The sequence below is a fragment of the Saccharibacillus qingshengii genome (genome assembly GCF_013185195.1).
GTDB classification, from domain to species: Bacteria; Bacillota; Bacilli; order Paenibacillales; family Paenibacillaceae; genus Saccharibacillus; species Saccharibacillus qingshengii.
In genome coordinates this window covers 50,464-72,510 of sequence record NZ_JAAZWC010000009.1, presented here as the reverse complement: position 1 = coordinate 72,510, position 22,047 = coordinate 50,464, and the positions used below count along the sequence as shown (strand labels likewise).

10 protein-coding genes are annotated in these 22,047 nt (G+C 58.7%); 3 read left to right on the top strand and 7 right to left on the bottom strand.

Annotated features, from left to right (window positions below; translation table 11 throughout):
• Positions 1-309 precede the first annotated feature (309 nt).
• The 3 genes from HRQ60_RS09840 to HRQ60_RS09830 all read right to left on the bottom strand — a co-directional run bounded on the left by HRQ60_RS09840 (position 310) and on the right by HRQ60_RS09830 (position 8,656).
• Positions 310-2,823 (bottom strand): transcription initiation factor TFIID, encoded by a 2,514-nt coding sequence (locus HRQ60_RS09840; RefSeq protein WP_172195641.1) that lies wholly within the window; start codon positions 2,821-2,823, stop codon positions 310-312.
• A gap of 1 nt (position 2,824) precedes the next feature.
• Complete coding sequence (locus tag HRQ60_RS09835; protein ID WP_172195640.1) at positions 2,825-6,214, bottom strand: tubulin-like doman-containing protein; 3,390 nt, start codon at positions 6,212-6,214, stop codon at positions 2,825-2,827.
• Between the two features lie 624 nt (positions 6,215-6,838).
• Positions 6,839-8,656: a vWA domain-containing protein gene (locus HRQ60_RS09830; RefSeq protein ID WP_172195639.1), complete on the bottom strand. Its 1,818-nt coding sequence runs from the start codon at positions 8,654-8,656 to the stop codon at positions 6,839-6,841.
• Between the two features lie 601 nt (positions 8,657-9,257).
• Between HRQ60_RS09830 and HRQ60_RS09825 the strand changes: the two genes are divergently transcribed.
• From HRQ60_RS09825 to HRQ60_RS09815, 3 genes are all read left to right on the top strand, one after another.
• Positions 9,258-10,211, top strand: coding sequence for a hypothetical protein (locus tag HRQ60_RS09825; protein ID WP_172195638.1), 954 nt, complete (start codon positions 9,258-9,260; stop codon positions 10,209-10,211).
• Positions 10,208-11,908 (top strand): hypothetical protein, encoded by a 1,701-nt coding sequence (locus tag HRQ60_RS09820; protein ID WP_172195637.1) that lies wholly within the window; start codon positions 10,208-10,210, stop codon positions 11,906-11,908. Before HRQ60_RS09825 ends, HRQ60_RS09820 begins: the two co-directional genes overlap by 4 nt.
• A gap of 267 nt (positions 11,909-12,175) precedes the next feature.
• Positions 12,176-14,905, top strand: a complete 2,730-nt coding sequence (locus HRQ60_RS09815) for an ATP-binding protein (protein WP_172195636.1) — start codon at positions 12,176-12,178, stop codon at positions 14,903-14,905.
• A 359-nt stretch (positions 14,906-15,264) separates the two neighbouring features.
• On the opposite strand, the gene HRQ60_RS09810 is transcribed toward HRQ60_RS09815, so the two are convergent.
• The 4 genes from HRQ60_RS09810 to HRQ60_RS09795 all read right to left on the bottom strand — a co-directional run bounded on the left by HRQ60_RS09810 (position 15,265) and on the right by HRQ60_RS09795 (position 21,945).
• Positions 15,265-18,129, bottom strand: a complete 2,865-nt coding sequence (locus HRQ60_RS09810) for an endo-beta-N-acetylglucosaminidase (protein ID WP_246281254.1) — start codon at positions 18,127-18,129, stop codon at positions 15,265-15,267.
• 259 nt (positions 18,130-18,388) lie between these two features.
• Positions 18,389-19,909: an ABC transporter substrate-binding protein gene (locus HRQ60_RS09805; RefSeq protein WP_172195635.1), complete on the bottom strand. Its 1,521-nt coding sequence runs from the start codon at positions 19,907-19,909 to the stop codon at positions 18,389-18,391.
• A gap of 135 nt (positions 19,910-20,044) precedes the next feature.
• Positions 20,045-20,998, bottom strand: coding sequence for a carbohydrate ABC transporter permease (locus HRQ60_RS09800; RefSeq protein WP_172195634.1), 954 nt, complete (start codon positions 20,996-20,998; stop codon positions 20,045-20,047).
• Between the two features lie 17 nt (positions 20,999-21,015).
• Positions 21,016-21,945: an ABC transporter permease gene (locus HRQ60_RS09795; protein ID WP_246281253.1), complete on the bottom strand. Its 930-nt coding sequence runs from the start codon at positions 21,943-21,945 to the stop codon at positions 21,016-21,018.
• Positions 21,946-22,047 lie beyond the last annotated feature (102 nt).

The window sequence follows — 22,047 nt, the reverse complement described above, 5'->3', positions numbered from 1 at the left end:
GGCGCAGCCACTTCCAGGCCGCAGACGGCAGCGGCTTTTTTCCCGCGCAGCTTCAACTACCTGCGCACCAACTGCTATTTCTCTTCTGACCGGTGCTGTTCGACAAATAGCTGCGTACGAGCAGCTATTCCCTCCGAATCCGGCGTAAAAAGCATGCGGCGGCCCAAATAACGGTTCTCTCGCAGCTAAAAGACTCCAAACGCCCAAACCCGACGAAATAAGTGCCGCCGCGCATTTATTTCGTTCCCCTTTTCAAAAAACGCCTGCCGGTCTACTCGAAAGAAACATTCCGGCAGCCGATCAGGCCGATCAGATCTCCGGCAGACGCTTGGCGTCGATCGCGTGGAACAGATACCCCGCTTTTACATAAGCGTCGTAATAAACGCGGCCGTTACGGTAGTACATCAAGTCTTCGATATGGAAGCCGCCCATCAGGTTGAGCTTCTCTACCCCGTCGCTGCGGCGTTCGTGGACGTAGCCGACGCGGTAGATCCGCGACGTCTCTTCCTCGTTCAGCGCATAGCGCATGAATTCGCCGTTGCCGTCGCCGAAGAAATACTTTTCTTCGTGGCGGTGCTCCTGGGTGTAGTCGAACAGCCGCAGATTGATCGCCGCGCGTTCTTCGAGTTTGCGGTAGAGAATGCGGAACAGATCTTCCTTGGTCATCGTCTCGCGGTTCTCGTATTCGACAGCGACGTTGGCGCGGCGCAGCAGCTCCTGCTCGTACGTCTGCACAAGAGGATCCGCGCCCAGCAGCTCGCGGGTGCACAGCTCCGTCAGCCGCCGAAGCAGCCGGTGCTCGCCCGCGTTCATCGGCTGCAGTCCGGCTTCGCCTGCTCCTGCGCGAAGTCCTGCGCTCTCTCCAGCAGCCGTTCCGTCCCCGTCCTCGGGGCGCTCCGCGATCAGCGCGGCAAGATCGCCGAGGCGGCGCTCTTCGAAGTAATAATCCCGGCCTCGCCGGTCTTCCGCATCGCGCATCAGCGTATCGACGACGCGCTCGTAATACGGCATCAGGTTCTGGCCGATGTAATCGTCGGCACTCTTGGCGCTGTATTCGGCGGCGCGGCGCAGCCGCTCTTCGAGCTGCTCCACGCGGCGAATCATCGCCTTGTAGCGGACATGCAGCTCGGACAGCGCGTCTTCGTAGCGCCGGTACAGCTCGATCTCCATCTCCAGGCGCAGAATACGCAGCTTGAGGCCGTAGATATGCTCGAAGAAATAGCGGACGAAGTGCCGCACATTCTGGCTGTCGCGCAGCAGCGCTTTCTTATGCGGCTGCTCTTCGACAAGGCCGCCGTAGAGCTGCTCCAGCTCTTCCCGGGCGCTGCCCTGCTCCAGCATCGCTTCGCGCATCCTCTCCAGCAGCGCCGACGGCGCCGCGTTCGCGGATTCCGACGGATCGCTCCAGGCGGCGATCCGGTACAGCCCGTGCCGCGCGTCTTCCGCCGCGGCCCGCTCGGCATACTGCCGCAGGCCCCGGCCGATATCGGCCTCGGCCAAGCGCCGCTGCGCTTCCGCCTCGAAGTTGCCGCGGAAGAAACTCTCCGCGGCCGAGCCGAACAGCGCCGCTTCCGCTTCCGCCAGCGTCATGCGGCGGATCGACGAATACGTCGCGGATGAACTCATGATACCGTTCATATCTTCAAGCTTGCCTTCGTCCGGCGCCAGGCGCTCGGCGCGCTCGCGCATATGCGGGCGGTCCAGTTCGAGGCGCGACAGCTGCTCGGCCGCCGGCGTCTCGGGAATCTCCCGCATACGGCGGTTCAGGCCGCGCGCGAAATAATGCAGCACGGCCAGCGCGATCGAGCGATCCGGCCGGGTCACCCGGGCAAAACCGCCCGAAGCCATTCCCCGGCGCCCGGACTCGTTCGACAGCCCGCTTTTGAACGACGAATTGTTGTACTGCCCGGCGCCGGTCTTGAGTCCCTCCAGCGGCTGTTCTTCTCCGGCCGCGGCGCTGCCCGCCGAAGAACTCGAATCGCGGCGGCGGTTCTTGAGCAGATGCGCATGGCAGATAATCTCGTATGCCCCGCGCAGCCCGCCCGGTGCGGCGATGCCGCGTTCGTTCTTGTCCGACAGCAGATAGACGAGATCGAACAGCGGCGAGGGCGCGTGGTTCACGTCGATCGTCAGCCGGTTCTCCGTCACTTGAAGCGGCGCGGAGAACGCGTATTCCGGACGTTGGACGAGATCCAGCTCTCGTAGGAACGACACGCCGACCGAACTGGAATAGCCGAACGAATCGGCCTGTTCCTGATCGCTGACGAGCACGTACAGATCCGTCTGCACGGACTTGAACGACTGTCCGAACACCGCGCCGGCCAGCAGCGAGATCTCCGGCGTCAGCACGTTCATCACATCGTCCGCATGCGTCACGACCGACAGATGCAGCCGGTCGAACGACGCGAACAGCCGGCCGCTCTCGGACAGCATGCGGCTCGAGCGGCGCAGCGCGCGGTTCAGTTCGTAGAGATGGTCCGCTTTCGAGTTGACGAACGCGCGATGCGTATCGCGGCGCAGCGTATTCTCTTCGGCGTCCTGCCCGCCAAAAGCATCCCAGCGGAAACGTACCGCCTGACGGTGATGATCCAAATCGTCCTGCGGCAGCGCGGACGAAGCGACATGGAAATAGGCGATGCCCGCCGCGTTATCGTATTTGCCCGCATTCAGCCGCGCCAGCGCCGACGCCGCTTCGGCCGCCCGGTCTCCCACAAACAGGAAAGCGGCCGGATAATGCAGGCCGCTCCTCCCTTCCGCGAAGCCCGGAAGCCCTTCTTCCCGCGCCGCGTACGCGGCGGCGAATTGCTCCAGCAGCTCGTTCATGTTATCTCAACCTTTTGCGCAGCTCGTTCAGCTTAGCCGCAGTCTCTTGATAGAAGCGGTACGCTTCTTCGCCGTTCACAAGTTCCATCTTCTCGTATTCCAGCTGCTGCCTCGCTTCGATGAACGTCGTGTACAGCTCGTCCAGCTTGCCGACCAGCAGGGAAACGTCTTCCGAAGCGGTCAGCTCGTTCGAGCGGCGGGATGCTTTGCGCAGCAGCGTCTGCCGCTGCCGGTCGCCGAGCGAACGGAACACGTCGTAGATCTCGAAATGCGGATAGCTGCGGCTCTTCATCAGATTGACGAACGGCTCCCAGCTCTCCTCATCCTCTTCGCGGTCGTAGACGTAGAGCGCGCCTTTTTTGACGATCGTCTCGGTGTAGAGCGCTTCGATGTATTGATCCAGCAGTTTCTCTTCCCCGGCATGCTGCGACAGCAGCGATTCCAGTTCGGACACTTTGGCCTGGATCGTTTCGTACTTCGCCAGTTCTTCGCGCACGCGGCGGATCTGCTCCGGCGAACGGATCAGGTTTTCTTTGGCCAGGTCTTCGTTGATGCTGCCGAAGATATCCTTGACCGATTCCCGGCCGATGCCTTCGCTCAGCAGGCGCTTGAGTTCGGCATGCGCGCGCTTCACTTCGCCGAGGTTCGGCTTGGCGCTTTGCAGCTGCATATCGAAGCCGGCGAGCGAAGCGAACAAGTCGAACGACACCGTCGTGACGACGGAGTAGCGGCTGCTGGTCGTCTGATCGGCGTCTTTTTCGATAATGACTCCGAATCCGCGCGCCCGGTCGAACTCGCCGCGGACACGTCCGTTATAGTCTTTGACCCGGCCGTTATCGTAGACGTCGCCCCACGACTGCTGCGGGATCGGCGACGGCAGATACGTCCAGTTGTCGCGTTCCGTCTGCACCAGATGGCGTCCCACGCCTTCTTTGCCGAGAATGGTCCGTTCGTAGTTTTCTTCATAGACCTTGAGCGGCGTATAGACGAACAGCGGCACTCCGTTGCGCGTGTTGAGCCAGAAAATCCGGTTCTTCACCTGGCTTTCCTTGACCGTAAAGTTCGATTTGCCGATCGCGTTCTCCTGGTAGTTGCGGATGCCCTTGAGAATGCCCGGCGCCTGAACCGGCACGGACACGAAGCCCCACGAAGGGAAATGCAGATTGCCGGAGCTGTTGCTCAAGTGGAAGACCGGGATCGCTTCCTCGTCCAGTTTGCCCGCGATGTTGCGCTCGACGAACTTCTCGATCGACTCGTCTTCGCCGAACTTCATCCGCAGGAAATCTTCCATCGACTGCGTGATCAGATCGCCGAATTTGCTCGTCAGGAAGTCCGAGATCGAACCGATGATATCGACTTCCTGCTCTTTGATCCAGCGGTCCGAATGGTCGATCAGTTCCTGCGAGAAATCGCGGATCAGATCGTCCACGTCGCGTTTTTCCATCAGGCTGCCGACGAATTTGGAGATGTCCGGCACGCTGACGACGTTCCAGTAATACGTTTTGTTCCCTTTGTGATCCACCTGTTCGTCGCCGCGCGTCAGAATCTCGCCGTTTCGTTCGAAGATGGAGCTCAGCGCGTTCAGAATCTCGGTAAACACGCCGTAGATGCGGTTGTTTTCCCGGTTCAGCAGCTCGTAGAAGTCTTCGTAGAACTCGATCATCTGCTCGGTGCGCTCGATGTCGGCCCGCAGCCAGTATTCGTTCATTTTGGCTTCGATATAGGCGTTCTTCTTCTTGTCCCGGGAAATGAGCGCGCTCTTCGCGTCGCCTAGACGCTCGTTTGCCTGCTCTTCGGCCGCTTCGATGTCGCGCGGAATCCGCAGCAGCGACTCGCGCAGGTTCTCGATGTATGCCTGGAGCATTTTGAGCAGGGAGAATCCTTTCTCCGTATAAATGAGGCGCGACACGTAGAACGGACCCTGCTCCGGACTCAGGAAAGCACGCCGGATCTGTTCGGAAAAGCGCTCCAGCATCTCGCCCGGCAGCTGTTTCTTCATCTTGATGTATTCTTCGCGCGCCCGCGTCAGGAACGTCTGCTCCAGCTCCGCGTCCATGCTCACGCTTTGCATTTTGATCACGTTGGCGTAGCTGAGGCGTTCGCTGTTCTGGTAGCCCGGAATCGGTTCCGGCACTCTCGACTCGAACGTCTTGAGCATCGAATCCGGATCCAGCATAAGCTTCTGCGCAAACCGCTCGACCTCTTCCTGGTTCGGCGCGTGCTGGAACATCTTCTCCATCTTCTGGAACAGGCGGTACGCGAGGTACGTCGTCATTTCTTCGATCGGCAGCACCGCGGACGACGCGCCGATGATGTTGTAGTCGTAGTTGGCCGGATACGCTTTGGTCATCTGCGCGATGTTCGTGCGGATGTTGCTGATATAATCGTGGATCGCGAACTCTTCGCCCGACGCTTTTTCCTCGCTGGCCATAAAGTTGGTGATGTTCTCGGCCGTCACGTTCATGCAGTAATCGTACGCGTTCTCCAGCAGCTTGCCTTCGGTGTTGGTCGCGGAGATCAGATGGCACAGGTTAAAAGGCGGCAGCGGCGAGTTGACGGTCAGGATGCTGCCGTACTGCTGCTTGAACCGCTCCCCGCGCGCATCGACGTTCATCCAGTAATCCAGCTCTTTGAGCGCGGCGTAGCCGTTTTTGCGGACGTATTCGCGCGTATGTTCGCTGAGACTCTTGTTCGCCAGATTGACGTCCGGCGTGAACAGATAGCCCAGCATGTTGAGGCGGTCGACGCCGGCTGCGCCGTGATCGCGTTCGACCAGCCCGCGGATGATGTACGAAATATCGAGGAACGAGCCGCTGCCCGTACCGCCGGACAGACCGGTCAGCAGGAACACGGTGAGTTTCTTGTTGGTGCCGACGGACAGCGTCTTGATCTTCTTGTCGATCGCCTGCACGACCTGGTTGATCTTCGTGAACAGCAGCAGGCGTCCCGCCTGGCGTACGCCGGCCGCGCCGTTCATGCCGTCGGTGATGCTGAGCTCCGGCGACAGCCATTCGGTGATGTACGGCTCGAGGATGCTGCGGTTCTGCAGCAGTCCGCCGATCTCGGCGTTGGCGAGCAGCACGAATTCGTTGATCGGGTCGAGCCCGATGCCTTTGTAGCGCTTGCCGCGATCCTGCTCGTTCGTCTCGAACGCGAGGAATTCGACGTTGGACGGCTTCTCCATTTTCTTCTTGGAGACGGGATCGGCCGGCAGTTTGAAGCGGCGGTTGATCTGGTATTTGAGGCGCAGCAGGGCGTCGATGCCCGTGCCGCCGAGTCCGATGATGAGCATCGGATTGTCGATGGTATCGACGCGGATCTTCTCGCTGACGATCCCGCCTCCGAGCGAGACGTCGAGCTGCTGGATATGTTCTCTTACGATCGGTTTCATGAAAAGCTCCTTTCGGGATGCGGCTTTCGCGCTTGTGCTGCTTCGCGGAAAGCCGATTCGGTGCAATGGCGGATAGGATGACGGGAGCCGATGTCGGTATGTGTGGCGGCGTCGGTGGTAGCGGCGTCGGCGTCGGTATGTGTGGCGGCGTCGATGTCGGTATGTGCGGCGGCGTCGATGTCGATGTTGAACGTTCGCCGGAATGAATGTTGTCATTAGGTCAACATTTCGAGCGAAAAACAACGGTTAAGCGAATAATGTGATCAAAAAGGCAGCATTTTCGACTTCATCGTGCTTTTCTGCTTCGTATTCGGCGAAAATGTTGTCATAAAAGCAACATTTTCGGTTTTCGGGCCGGTTCAGGGCGGAAATGTTGCCGTAAAGGCAGCATTTTGTGCGATGTGGCTGCCGGGAATCGGGTGAAGTCGGGATTCGGGCGAACCTTTGCGTTTTGGAGCGGGTTTGTCCGAGTCGATTGGAATCGCTTGAGAAATCGGGCAAACCTTTTGCGTTCCGAAGCGGGTTTAATCAACTTGGATTAAAACCGCTCTTGGATAGAAATCGAAGCGGGTTGAACCGTCCCGCTTCGATCTTCTTTGGTCAAATTCGCGGAGAGGAGTTTGACTAGACTAAATATTCCAAATTAATCGTCTTCCCGGCTTGGGCCATCGGAACGGTGAGGCGGTCGCCGCTTTTCAGTTCCAGACCTTTCGACGTATCGACGACGCGGCCGGATTTCTCGATCGGGACGCCTTCGGCGCTGCTGCGCAGCAGAATCCGGTCGTTCGAACCCGGAGTGAAGACGATGTTCTCGGCGTCTTTCAGTTCGGGCGCAAGCTGGAGAAGCTGATGCAGATTAAGACGGCCTTTGTAGGTGTTTAGTTTCTTATACTGCGGATAAGAACGTTCGCCGGTGTTTTCGTCGCGGATCTCGATCACCATTTGGCCGACGAAGCCTTTGTTCGCTTTTTTGAGATAACGCATCAGGAAGAAGACAAGCGCGGCGAGCGCAAGCAGCCCCAAGACGCCCAGAATGACCGGTACGAGCGGGAAAGGCTTGTCCGCTTCGGCTCCCGAACCGCCGGATACCGAGCCGGAAGCGGCGTCGATCTCAATCGGGGCGGATTCGCGATAGAAGCTGTCGGCCTCGGCCCGGACAATCAGCGTATACTTGTGCGCTTCGGGCAGCTCGTAGCTGCCGTCGAACTGCGTATCCTTGAGCGCCATAGGCACATTCGTCTCGATCCCCGTCTCTTCATCTTTGACGACGAGCGTTGCTTTCATTGTGGCAGCCAACTCGGGCGAATCCAGCTTCTGGCCGGCGCTTGTCAGGTACGCGGAAACGTCGACCTTGTCGCCTTTGCCGTAGGAGTCCGCGCCCAGCGGAGCGGTTGCGAGTTCAAGGTCGTAGTTGAAGACCAGGCTGATATCGATCTGGTCTTTGTTGGCGCCTTTGACGCCGAGCGTCCAATCGCCTTCCTGCGGCTTGATGAGCTTCAGCAGCGAATACGTCTTGGAGGTGGACAGCGTAACGGCGTCCGAAGGAATCGTCACTTCGGCGCCGCCCGGGTCTTGGAGCTTGAGCTCGACCGGCTGGCCCGAGGTGATGGACACATTCGCTTCCAGGACGTTGGCGTTCGGCACAGCGATCGTGACGTTCTGGAATTCTCCATTGCCCGTCAGGGGATCAAGCGCCGTCACGTTAAGCTGCTGATGGCTGGCAAAAATCTCGCTCAGGATTCCGGGCAGATCGTCCGCGGAATCCGTCACGAACGATTTGCCGTTCGTATCCGACGCGATCTTCTCGAGTTCGGCCTGATTCAGCTTGCCGTCGGCGTTGAGCCCGATCGTGTAGACCGAAATTCCGGCGTCGGTCGCTTTCTTCACGGACTCGGCCAACTCCTGCTTCGACTGGTCGAGCGTCTTGGACTTGGTCGTATTGAGCTGCGTATTGCCATCGGCCAGCAGCACGATCATCGGTTCGCGGCCGGTCTGCGCGCCGCGCTGCAGCATATTGACCGCTTCGGTTACGCCGACCGCCGTATCGGTATAGGCGCCGCGGCCGAGCTGGCCGATAAACGTCTTCAGCTCGTCCTTGTCGCTCTGCCCCTGGATCTCCAGCAGCGCTTTCTCCCGCTGGACCACATCCGTGTACGACACGATGCCGACCCGGTCGCCCTGTACGGGCAGCATATCGATGAACAGCCGCATGGCTTCGTTCCCGATCTTCTGCGGATCGCTTGCCGCCATCGAGTTGCTGGCATCAAGCACGAGTACCGCGTCGATCGGCGCGGAGCCGGCGGTCGACGCCCCTCCTGCACCCGGCTGGGAGGAAGCCGTTCCCGACGCCGAGGCAGGCTGCACGCCGGCCGGGAATACTCCCGAAGCCAACAGCAGCGCCGCAAGCAGCGGATAAATCCATTTCCCCATTCTCTGAACCATTTCATCAAAACCCCTTTATCGACTAAATGCATTACGTATTCATGGATTCGGTACTTTCCGGATTTCGGCGGAAGCCGTCCAAACTATCATAGGCCTGTTTTCTGTGAAAATCCTTAATATTTCGTTAATAACTTCTGAAAACCCTGTAACCTTCCTCCTCAGGATGTCTTTTCAAACGGCGGCTGTCCTTTTTCCTGCCCAAATATGCGCCCTGCGCTTCGAACCAACGGCTCCCCGCCGACGTCCAAGCGAACGGTTGCGTCTAGAGCCGTTTCCGGCTATCGTTAACCAAGAAGGCACTGCCCGAATGATCGCTCAACCTATACGGCGGCTTATCCATCCGTATCTTCCGTGAAGGGAGAGCGGCTGTTTCCGTTTGGGTGCTTCGTCAGGCTTGGGCGAAGCCGAAATCGAGCCCGGAAAGGAACGTGCAGACATTGTCCGCTTATTTGATTTATCTCACATACGGAATGCTCGGGATTTTGTTTCTTTTTACGGTAATTAAATCCTTTCTCTATATGCGAAGCCCCAAACAGGCGCCCGAACGGGCGGAACTGGACGAACGGCTGCTCAATACTCTAAACGATCGGCGTGAACGCGAATGAACAAAAAGTTGAACGTCACCTTCACTCCCTACGAACGCACCCGGTATGCCTACGACAAACTTCGGGTCTGCCGCAAATGCGGCAGTTATACCGTATTGTCTGCGGACGTCTGTCCGTCATGCGGAAGCCGAACGCTGTCGGACATTCCGGCGGCTGCCCGGCGCGAGACCCGGCGCTCCATGCAGTCGGAGCTGCTGTTTGCCGCCCTGCTGACCCTGCTCGCCATGTTCTTCGCCGAGACGATGCCCTGGATCGGCATCTCGGCAGCCGCCGGTGTTGTGCTGACGGGCCTATTGGCGTTCGCCCAGCGCCGGTCCTACGAAGCGCAGATCCGGATCCGGACCGACCGCCTGTTCGCCAGAGACCGCGACCGGATCCGGCACGGCCTGATTCAGGATATCCGGGCCGCCGAAGCCCGGCTCGAATCCGAACCCGCTCGCGCCTACGAGATGCTGCGCGAGGTCAATACGCTGCTGCGCAACGATCCGATTCGCGGACTGCAGGCGGAACTGCTGCAGACGTTCTTGCTCCGGCGGGATATGGATCTGCTGGTGGATTCGCTGATTATGGAAAGCTTCTCCGCGCATCTGGCCGGCTATATCGGTGAGGTCGCCCGGCTCAATCGCGAATTGATCAAAGAAAATGCAATCCGCTACTGTCTGCGGTACGAACCCCAGATTCGCAGTCTGCCCCGCGGCGACCATATTCTGGCGTCTGTGGCGGGCGCTGCCGTACGGATGAAGCGATATATCGAACTGTACCCGGACTTTATCCGCCGCTATGCGCACAAGCTGCCCGAAGACCGGCTCGAGCGTCTGCGCGAAGTGCTGGCCCAGCATCCCGGAAGCCTGGAGCCGCTGAAGCTCGAAGCGGACGAGGTCTACCGCGTCCGCTTCGGCGGACGCAGCCCGAGGCGAAACGCATCCGGCGATGAAGGCGATTTCTCATGAGTCAAAAGCTCTACAATATCTTTATGACGATTCGCAGTGCGCTGACCCTGCGCAATCTGCTGATTTTTCTGTGCGCAGCCGCGTTTGCGGCCGTAACGGTCAAAGGATTCCGGGTCGAAGCGAAGATTCGGCAGGTCCGGCAGGCCGATGCCTTCTACACGGAGAAGCGGCGAATCGCGGCCGAATCCGCTTATGCGGCGGCACTCTCGAACACCGTCATCCGCTACCGGGAAGAGCAGGTCCGAGAGCGTCTGGCCGAACTGGCTCCGATTACCCGTCTGCGCGAAGAGATCCTGTTGTCCAAAAGCGAACTGCTGAACGCGGCGGAAACCGGCGATTTCGAAGCGTTTCTCGGATCTTACGAAGTCTATGCCGATTTCGGGAAACTGTCTCTGGACGGCGAATTCGCCGCCGAATACCGCGAGCTTGACCAACGGTACGCCGCAGCGGAAACGGCGGCCGCCGGATTCTCCGCTTTTCGGGTAAGCTTCGAACAGAAGCTGGCTGGCAATCTCGAATCGGGCGATTACCGCGACGAATCCGCCAAAGAGCAGCTGCTGCGTATCCCCGCGGCTTTTTTTGCCGGAAAGAATCCGAACGATGCTTCCCCGGATTCCGCCGCTACGCAGACCGAGAACGCACAGGACGAAGAAACTCAGGAACAAGTCAAAACCGACCAACTGAATACTCTTTTGGCCGATTACGATCGCCGCAAGCTCAAAAAGCTCGCCGCCGCAGGAAATTACACCGGCATGCTGGATGAGGCGCAGATTACGCTGGCCAACTACGCCGCGATCGGCATGGAGGCGCCGTGGGTCGGAGAGCAGGCCGAAGAGACAGCCCGCACGGTGCTTCGCAAAGATCTCGAAGCTTCATCCTATTCGACGTTCGCTTCGCATGCCCGAAACTTTGCGGACTTCGTCTCGGAAACGGGAATGTCTTCCGATCGGTCCGGCTGGATCGAAACGCGGATCGGCGAACTGAATGATCGGGCCGGTTCGCTGATTACGGACGGCCGCTTTGAGGAGGCGATCGCCTTGTATCAAGCGCTGGACGGCTATGCCGATACGGCCGAAGCGGTCCGCAAAGCGGAAGAAGCCTGGATGGAAGCCGAACCGCTGCGCATCCTCCAACTGAATGATTCGTCGCATACTTACTCCTTGACTATAAGCGGAACAGACCGGTTCGGCGCGGATGTCTACGTCGCCGCGCTGGACGAAGAAGGTCTTCTTCACTTCGGCTTCAAGTTTGGCAGCGGCCGGACCGTATACCGCGCTCCGCAGAACCTGGCTGCTGCGAACGCCCGCAGCCTGAAGATCCAGGAGCAGCTGTCCGACGGGACGACTCCGGTCGTCGTCATCGAGTCCGAGTCGCTCTCGCGCGAGGCGGTCTATACCGCTATCCGCCTGAAAGGCGGCTTTTTCACGCCGATGTTCCGCGTCGAAGCGGACGGATACACGATCGAAGACGGCGGACAAACGCTGCGCGCCGCTCATCCGATCGATGCCGAAGAAGAAGGCGAGAGCGCCGTATACGAGCTTCAGGGCCTTGTGTTTTCTTTTGTCGAACTCGATCCGGGCATCGCCACCGAAGAAACGCCAGAAGCGGATATGGAGCCGGAGACCCACACAGCGCCGGATACTTCCGAACCGGCAGAACGGTCCGTGCCCGTATTCGAAGTAGAGGCTGCCCCGTAGACCATGGACGGCGCTCCAGCTTCCTGCTCTATGCGGATCAAACATTTTCTGATTCTCTCGGCCGTTGTAGGGCAAAGGCGCTGAAATTGGTTTATACTAGTACCTTGACCGATAACGATGTTAGGTTACGCCCCTCGAAAACCCGCTTGAACCGTGCGTGTTTCCGATGAACGCAAACCTCAGATTTGATTCGGTCAAGGTACTAGTTGAGCACAACTTATCTGACACATCCGATCCGACCTACATCCAGTCTGGAGGACACCCCACTTGAACTACAAGAAGAGACAGATTTTAGGGTTCAGCGGTCTGCTGGCTATTTTGTTAATCGTACTGGCCGCAGCTTCCGTGTTCCTCTATCTCAACAACAAATCGGTCAACGTCGATATGGAAGCCCGTTACGGAAAGGTCAAAGCCGTCTCTGACCTGCGTAGCACGTTCTATACACTGGACAGCGAATTGGTCCATCTCGTCGCCGAAGAAGACCGATCCCGGGTCGCTTCGCGGATTGAACAGATTCAGCAGTACCGCCGCCAGGCCATGGAGCATCTGCTGATCGCCGAAAGCTTCGATGGCGGCGATCCGGGCAGTGCGCGCCTTGCCGCGATCCGGGTCGATTACGAGACCTATCTGGATTCCGCGCAGACGCTGGCCGAAGAGATCGGCAGCGGCCGCAGCGCAGATGCGGCGGCGGAGCTGAGCCGCATCACGGAGCGGAATCGCGCCGACCTTGTCACAAACCTCGATGCTTTTCAATCCGTTCAGCAGCAGGCGCTGGAAGAATCCCGCAAGCGTACGGGCGAAATCACCCGAATCACGCTGTGGGTAATCGGAATCGCTATTCCCGTAACCATCCTCCTCTCTATTTTCCTTATGTTCTGGACCATACGCGGTACGACACGCAGTCTCAAGTCGGTAAGCGATGTGATGCGCGGTGTCGATTTTAACAATGCGGAGTCGCTTCCCCGCCTTCATACCGATCCGCACGGCGAGATCGGAAATATCGCTTTTTCGTTCAATGAAATGGCCGCTTCGCTGGAGACCCATAACCGCAAAGCCCGCGAATTGAACGAAGAACTTGCCGAATACAATTGGATCCAGACGGCGCTGGCGGAGTCTTCGGCGCTGTACCAGAATATCAACACGCTCGATCAGCTCTCCTATACCTTTCTGCGCAAAGTGGTCCCGCTGACGGGCTCGGCTTACGGCGTATTTTATCTGCGTACGGAAAACGACGACTTGAAACGGATTTCGTCCTTTGCCGGTTATCCTTCGGGAGAACCTCACGAAAGTTTCAAAATCGGCGAAGGGCTGGTAGGGCGCGCCGCGGAAAGCGGAGAGATTCTCTCGATCGCCCACGTGCCGGAGCATTATTTGCGGATTGCTTCGGGAACGGGACAAGCGGCGCCGGCCAGTCTTCTGATCGTGCCGATTCAGTTTGAGAACCGGATCAAAGCGGTCGTGGAGTTTGCTTCACTCGAACCTTTTAGTCCTGCGCAGAAGCACCTGGTTGAACAGCTGACGAATACGCTCGGCATCGCGCTCAACAGCGTAGCCGGCCGGATGGAAGTCGACCGCCTGCTGCGCGAATCGCAGATGCTGACCGAAGAACTACAGACACAGGCGGAAGAGCTGCAGTCCCAGTCGGAAGAAATGCAGGCCCAATCGGAAGAGCTGCGCAGCCAGCAGGATACGCTCCGCGGCGCCAACGAACAGCTCGAGCGCACCAACCTGCAGGTCGAAGAGAAGAACAGGCTGCTCGAAGTCGTGCAGAGCGAGCTGGTCCGGAACTCCGAGTTCCAGTCCGAGTTCCTCGCCAACATGTCCCACGAACTGCGGACGCCGCTGAACAGCATCCTGATTCTGTCGCAGATTTTGTCCGAGAAAGAAGATCACTCGCTGAGCGGACAGGAGAAAGAATATGCCTCCACGATCTATCGCTCCGGCAAAGACCTGCTGGCTCTGATCGACGATATTCTCGACCTGGCTAAAGCGGAAGCCGGCCAAATGGACGTCCTCATCGAACCGTACAACGTGACGGAACTCCCCCATTCGATGCTCGGTCTGTTCAGCGAAATCGCCAAACGCAAAAACCTTGTGCTGGAAGCGAGCCTTGAACCGGATACGCCGGAGTTGATCTGGACAGACGGAAGACGTGTCGAGCAGATCGTCAAAAATCTGCTGTCCAATGCGATCAAGTTTACGCCGCAGGGCTCGGTGAAGCTCAAGATTGGCACCGTCGATTCGGAAACGGGACCGGGAAGCCGCGAATTGAAGATCGAAGTCTCCGATACGGGTATCGGGATCAAGGACGACAAGCGGAGCCTGATCTTCGAAGCTTTCCGCCAGGCGGACAGCACGACGGAGCGCGTATACGGAGGAACGGGGCTCGGATTATCGATCTGCCGCGAGTTCTCGCGGCTGCTCAAAGGCCGGATCGACGTGGAAAGCGCCGATGGCAAAGGCAGTACGTTCACCGTAATTCTTCCGCTCGATCTGCGCGATTCGCAGACGGACGAAGCGGATCTGATGTTCAAGCCTGCTCCCGTACCGAGCCGCGCTGCCATTGCTCCGGGCGTATCGAAGCTCGCCATGCCCGCGGATCGCGAAGGCGATCTGGAACTGTTCCGCAACCGCAAGCTGCTGCTGGTCGACGACGACGCGCGCAATATTTATGCCATTTCGATCGCGCTCGAGAACAAGGGCGCGGAAGTCGGCATCGCCGAGAACGGCCGCGAAGCGCTGGAAGTGCTGGAACGCGACCCTTCGTACGATCTCATCCTGATGGATATCATGATGCCCGAGATGAACGGATACGAAGCGATGCAGCAGATTCGTTCCAAACCCGAGTTCAGCAGCGTACCCATCATCGTCCTTTCGGCCAAAGCCATGAAGGAAGAACGGGAAATGTGCTTGGCTGCCGGCGCGTCGGATTACATCAGCAAACCGCTGGATGTCGAAAAATTGTTCTCCATGATGCGGGTATGGCTGTCGAAATAAAAGCGCAGCGCTCGCCAAAGCACAAAAAAAGCGGTCCGGCTTAACAGCCGGACCGCTCCACGTGTCGAGAAAGTCTGCTTCCAAGTGAAGCGAGGAGGCGAAGGGAGAAATTCAGTGTAGGAGCTAAAGCATTTCGAAGAAATGCACTTCGGAAGCTTATGCTATAGTTCGCCTTTGAAATCGGGGAAATTCCTCTAAAATCCAATCTTTTTCCCCGATTTCAACACGCGACCGAAACGAATTTCTCCCGCAGCCGACAAGCTTTTCACACGAATGGGACTTTCTCGACAGCCTGGCGGTTCGGCTTAACAGCCGGACCGCTTTTTGGCGATTTTAAATGAAATGTCGTGAAGGTACGATCATTCGGCTGCGTTCAGCCCCATGACCTCGAACCCGTAGATCCGCGCCGCGGTATCGCCGCCCTGCGTCGGCTTGTCCACGACAAGCTGCACATAGCGGGCCGAAGTCAGCGGAATCGCATGTTTGCTCAGACCGGCAGCGTTGTCGGTCACGTTCACGGCGTCGGTCCAGTTCTCTCCGTCGCCGCTTACGCGAATGGTGAACGCCCGCGTATTGAACGCGGCCGGTTCGCCGCCGGTCTCCGCGTGCTTGACGACGAACTCGCTGATCTTTCGGGCGGAGCCCAGATCAAGCGTCAGGGTATGCGGACCTTCGCCGACCGCGCACCAGTTGGTCTTGTCGTCGCCGTCTACGGCCATCGGCGGAGCTTCTCCGGCATTGGTAAAGCCCGACGCCGAAGCTTTGGCACTGCGCGCAAGATCGGATACGCCGCCAGCCGCTTCGTCCGTCACCGTAATCATCTTCCGCTGCAGGGTGTCTTCGCCGACCCGGTTCTTCGCAACCAGCGTCACTTCATATTCGCCGGCTTCGGGATAAACCACCTTCGGATTGCGTTCGGTGCTCGAAGCGGGTTCTCCGCCCGGGAAGCTCCACTTCCATTCGGTGGTCACTTCCGACGACCGGTCGGTGAACTGCACGCTTGCTCCCGGCGCGATCAGCGTGCGGTCGGCTTCGAAGTTCGCCTGCGGCGCCGGATAGGCCGGCCACTGAATCGAGGCCGTGCTCTCCTTGCCTGCCTCGTAGTGGCGGTTGACCGCCGCGACGACCAGCTTCGTCCGGTCCTCGCCGTCCGCGCGGCGCAGTTCCGGTACGTAATAGACCGTATTCGGCGTCTCGCCGACCAGTTCGCGGCTGCCGTCTGCCCGTTCGCAGTAGATCCGGTAGAACGCCGCCGCTTCGCCGGCGGCCGGCGCATTCCATTTCAAGCGGGCATCGCCGTAGATGCCATCCCGGAAATCGCTCTCCGTTACGGTCAGTCCGGTGACGGCGGCCGGCTTGCGGGCGGCATCGCTGACCGTTCGCAGCGACAGCTCGCCGACATGGGCTTCGTAGCCGGTAATTGCGGCTTTGCCTTCGAACTTCAGCGCAAGGCCCGCCACCGTGCGGCCTTTGTAGGCGTTCAGCTTGACGCTGCCGCGCTGCCAGGACTTGTCTTTGCCCGCGGACTGCCAATTTTTCGGTTCCAGGAAGACATAGTCGTTCGGCGAATCCGTGAACGAGACACCGATCTGGACAGAGGCATTGCGGTTGATTCCGTAGACGGCCGCCGAGACTTCCATCGTCCGGTCCACCGGAATCTGCGTCCGGTACAGATTCACGGTCGTCGAAGAGCCTTTGGAGAGATTGCCCGCGACCTTGAGCGAACTGCCTCCGTAATAGGCACGCTCGAAGTCCAGCGAAGGTTCCAGCGCCTGCCCGCCGCCTTCGGTGCGGGTCATCCAGCGCCATGTCGGCAGGATGTCCTGGATACTGCGGTTGCTCCATTCCCGTTCGCGGACCACTTCGCCGTTAACGGCGAACATTTTCCCGTTGCCCGTTCCGAAGTGCGTCATAAACTCGGAACCCGTCACTGCGCTCTTATCCGCAATATCCGCCGCGATTCCCCGCCAGGCGTACGGATTGGCGGGATCGATCGCCGCCGAGCGGCTCGGATCTCCCGCGGGTCCCGTCCAGAACTTCTCGTCCTTCTCCAGATACTCCGCCTGATTCTGCGACGTTTTGAACGCCCAATCCGGCCGGTACAAGCCAAGCGACATCGGAGCGCCGCCCTGCGGGAACAGCTCCGGCCAGTTATAGCGGCCGTTGCTCCCGTTCGCTTCCACGTCGACACCGGCGAACAGATCGTACGGACTGCGTCCGAGCGCCTCCGCCGCGGCCGGCGAAGAACGGAAGCCCGGCAGGTAACTTGACGACTGCCAGCGGAAGTCCAGGAACATGGCGTCCGAGACGGTCTGTCCGTTCTGCTGGAAAAATCCGTCGTTCTGCGTATTCAGTGCGCCCTGCCAGCGGATCGGACCGGATTCGATCATCGAGTCGTACCAGAGAATCTCCATCCCCGGGTCTTTGATCTGCTGGAGATACTTCAGGAAGTCCTGCATATCCGCCGCGTCCTGCGCCGTCCCTCCCTGCGTTTCCTGATTGATGAACCAGCCGTCGAAGCCGTAATACCGCGCCGATTCCACCAGCTTGTCCGCAACCGGGAATTTCCCGGACGCATCCCGTTTCAGCATATCGCGCATCCACTGGATTTTGCCGCCGTGCTCGGTCTGCGGCAGGAAGACGGTGCCGTATACGGGCACCCCGTTCTTGTGCGCCGCGTCGATCACATCGGCACTCGGCGGCACGATGACGCCTTCTCCCGCCGATCCGCCCCACATGACCAGTTTGTCGACATACTGCCAGAAGCCGAAGGCATACGTATGGAACGATTCCGACCCCTGCGACGGAGCGCCGCTGGTACTCGGATACATAGCCGACAGGGCGATGACCTGCGCGTCGGGGTCCGCATTCGGATTGACCGGTGCGCCCTGGATCCGCTTATTCTGCAGCGGAATCGAGCCGCGGTTGAACGGCGCGTCGGGGTCGGACGAAGGCGACCATTCCAGCAGCGTATTCGGATACCAATAAGACGAATAAGGCTGGGCGGCTTCCGCCTGCGGGCCAAAGCTCAGCGCGGTAACCGCCAGCAGCGTAACGGCGGCGGTGCCGAGCGTCCGGCGCCACATGCGGAAAGGGCTCCGAACGGACGGGGATTCGCAAGGTGAAGCGGACGGGCCGGCGGTCGGCGGGCTCTGCTGCGGCCGAGAATCGGTGCGGGAAGCGGTCTTCGCTGTCCAATCAGGCTTGCGTGTGTGCATCTTCATCGAGTGTCGTTCCTCCCGGTAGGCGTATTGGATGAATCGGATTGAAGCGTAAAGCATCACGGAATGCGTCGGTGTCCTTGATAGCCCGGCAGCTGCCTGCTGAACGGCAAAAAGCTGCAGAAGCCGCCGCATTTCGTTTCTTTCTCTCTCCGTTTGGCGAAAAAAGCACGAAATGACGGGCCTCTGCAGCGCGGCTGCCGACTTGCTCTAACGTCATGCAGCGGTTACGGTCGTTCTGTTCTTCCTTGTTCGTATGCCGTTATTTGCCCTGCTCCGCCGCCCAGGCGTCATACTGCTTCTGAGCTTCGGCGATAACGCGGTCGATTCCGGCGTCTTTGAATTTCTGCTGCGCTTTCGGCAGGTATTCTTCCGGATCGACCGAACCGGTGAACAGCACCGGAATGAATTCCTTGGCGACGTTGGTCACGGAAGCGACTTCCGTCTTGACCGGCGCGGTGTCGAAGTTGAAGCCGAACGAAGGAGCGACCAGCGCCGATTCGTTGAACGCTTCGAACTGCTCCCATTTGTCTTCGGGATCGCCTTCATGCAGGTAGGTCAGGAACAGGTTGCCGAGCGCGAACCCCGGCATGGCGTAATTTTCCGACATGGCCGGCAGATCTTCGATGTAATTGCCTTCGAGCTTCTTATAGTGCACGTCTTCGATACCGTACTGGATCATGTTGCGCAGCACCGGATCGGTATTGAGCAGGTTGAGGAACATCATCGAGCGCTCCGGGTTTTTCGAGTACGACGAGATCGCCATCATGGAACCTGCGGCGGAACCCGTCGCGATGACCGGCTGCTGCATCGGGCGGCTGACGATATCGTAGCCCGCGCTTCTCGACCACAGCAGATCGGCGTACGGCTGCGTGATCTCTTTGTCGACCAGCCATTTGCCCGTCTTCATGTTGTCGATGCCTTCAAGCGTGGCGATATCCTCGCGGACGTAGCCGGCTTGATAGTATTTGCGCATCGTCGTCAGGGCCTGCTTGAATTCCGGCGTATCCAGCACGTTGACATATTTGTTGTCTTTCGTATCGAGGTACATGCCGATCGGAATCTCGTCGCCGATCAGGAAGTCGAACGGCAGCGGCGGCTTGAACGATTTCGGCACCGCCAGCGGCGTAATATCGGCCGGCTCGCTTTCCTTGATCGTCTTGAGCAGCGGTTCGAGACTTTCGAGCGTCGTCACACTGTCCAGATCAAGCTTGTATTTGTCCACATACTTTTTGTTGAAGCGCCATACGGCTTGGCCGGCCAGTTCTTTCTGGTTCGGTACCGCGTAGTTGACTCCGTTCACTTTGCTTCCTTCGAGGAAACGCGGGTCGATCGTATCCTTGATGCCCTGGCCGTACTGGTCGAGCAGATCGTTGATCGGCAGGAACGCGCCCTTCGCCGCATTCGGCAGGTAATCGAACGCCCAGGCGCTCGTGAACGCGATATCGTAATCTTCGCCGGAGCTTGTAATAACCTGCATCCGCTGCGTGTAGTCGCCCCAATCGATCATCGAAATATCGAGTTTGGTGTTGATCTTTTCCGTTAAGTATTTGTTCATCTCTTCCTGGACCTTCGGCAGATCGTTCGGCGTCGGACCAATCAGGTACAGCTTAAGCGTGACCGGATCGAGCTTCGAGACATCCACGGTTCCGTCGCTCTGCACCGCTTCGGATTCTTTGGCCGGTGCTCCTTTGTCCGCGGCTCCGCCTCCGCCGCACGCCGCCAGCACCGATATCATCAGCATCAAAGCGAGCGCAAGCGGCAGCGTTTTTCTTTTTGACATAACAGACCCCTCCGTATTCAAAATGGTAACGCTATCATGATTCGGCGCGAACGGAACGTTCGGGTGCTTGACGCACCGGAAGTCCCGTTGAGCCGTCGAATCCTTGTCCAACAAACATCGGGTTCACCGATCCGTTCAGCCTTTGACCGAACCGACCGTCAGGCCCTGAATAAAATACCGCTGGAAAAACGGATACGCCAGCACGATCGGCAGCGTGGCCAGCACGACCATCGCCATACGAACCGTCTCGGTCGGAAGACCCGCGGCGGCGTCGAAGTTCCCGAGGTACTGCGCGTTTTTGGTCAGGAAATCCATGTTCTTCTCGATCTGCATCAGCAGAAACTGCAGCGGCGGCGTCTGATCGGGATTGTTATAGTACAGCAGGGCATTGAACCAGTCGTTCCAATACCCCAGTGCGCTGAACAGCCCGATCGTCGCGATCCCCGGCAGCGAGATCGGCAGCACGATACTGAAGAAAGCCCGGAACTCGCCCGCCCCGTCGATCTTGGCCGATTCGACCACTTCGTCCGGTACCGTCGTCTGGAAAAAGGTGCGCATCACGATGATCGAGAACGCACTGAGCGACAACGGAAGGATAAGCGCCCAGATCGTATTTTGCAGATGCAGAAACTGGGTCATCACGATGTAGCCCGGCACCATGCCGCCCGAGAACAGCATGGTGAAAAAAGCCAGAAAACTGAAGAATCCGCGGAATTCGAAACTGCGGCGCGACAGTGCGTACGAATACGTCGTCACCAGCGCAAGCGTCAGCAGCGTGCCGATGACCGTGACCGCAAGCGTGACGCCGAACGACAGCAGCAGCTCATTGCCGGACTGGAACACGTAACGGTAAGCGGCGGTGCTGAATTCGCTCGGCCACAAGCTGAAGCCTTCCAGTGCAAGTGTCTGTTCGTCCGTCAGCGAGATCATAATGACGAACAGAAACGGGAAGACGCAGGAGAAGGCGAACAGCCCGACCCCGATATTGAAGATCACGTTCCAAAAAGGAGTGATGGCGTTGTAATCGCGCTTCTTGCGTCCGCGACGGTCTTCGCCGGCTTCCCTGGGTTTGATGAACGTTTGTGCCATGGCCCAATCCTCCTTTTCTAAAAGATGGCCTGGTCGCGGTCGATTCGGCGGACGATGTAATTCGTCGTCAGAATCAGGATCAGGCCGACAAGCGACTGATACAGACCCGCCGCCGTGCTCATACCGATATCGCCCATATTCATCAGCCCGCGGTACACGAAGGTATCGATGACGTTGGTGACCGGATACAGCGCACCGGAGTCTTTGGGCAGCTGATAGAACAGCCCGAAGTCGGAGCGGAAAATGCCCCCGATCGCCAGGATCGTCAGGATAATCATCAGCGGGCGCAGCAGCGGCAGCGTGATGTAGCGGATCTGCTGCCATTTGCGCGCGCCGTCGATCGTCGCCGCTTCGTAATACGACTTGTCGATACCGGTGATCGCCGCCAGGTAAATGACGCTGCTGTAGCCGATTCCTTTCCAGATGCCGACAAACAGCAGGATAAGCGGCCAGTAGGCCGGTTCGGAATACCAGCTGATCCGCTCCATGCCGAGCGCGGTCAGCAGTTGGTTCAGCACGCCTTTGTCGGGGCTCAAGAAGGTAAAAGCGAAATAGCTGATAATGACCCACGACAGAAAGTGAGGCAAAAACATGCCGGTCTGATACACTTTGGCCATCCGCTTGTTGAGCAGTTCGCTCAGCAGAATCGCAAAAGCGACAGCGCTGACCAATCCCAGGATAATCATCGCGACATTATACAAAATGGTGTTGCGGGTGATGATATAGGCGTCGCTGGTCCGGAACAGATATTCGAAATTCTTGAATCCGACCCACTCGCTGTTGAGAACGCTTGCGAAAAATCCGTCCGGGCTGATCCGGAAATCTTTGAACGCCAGCACCGTACCGAACATCGGCAGGTAGGCGAAGATCAGGAACCAGACCGTTCCGGGAAGAACAAGCAGCAGCAGCGCCCGGTTGCGCACGATCTTTTTCCAAAAGGCCGTCAAGATGATTCCTCCTCGAAACATGGCGTTTGTAAACGGCGGTGTGCGCGGCGCGGTCGGATCCCCCAAGATCGCTTTCGCTCCGGGCGGACAAGCGTCTGTACC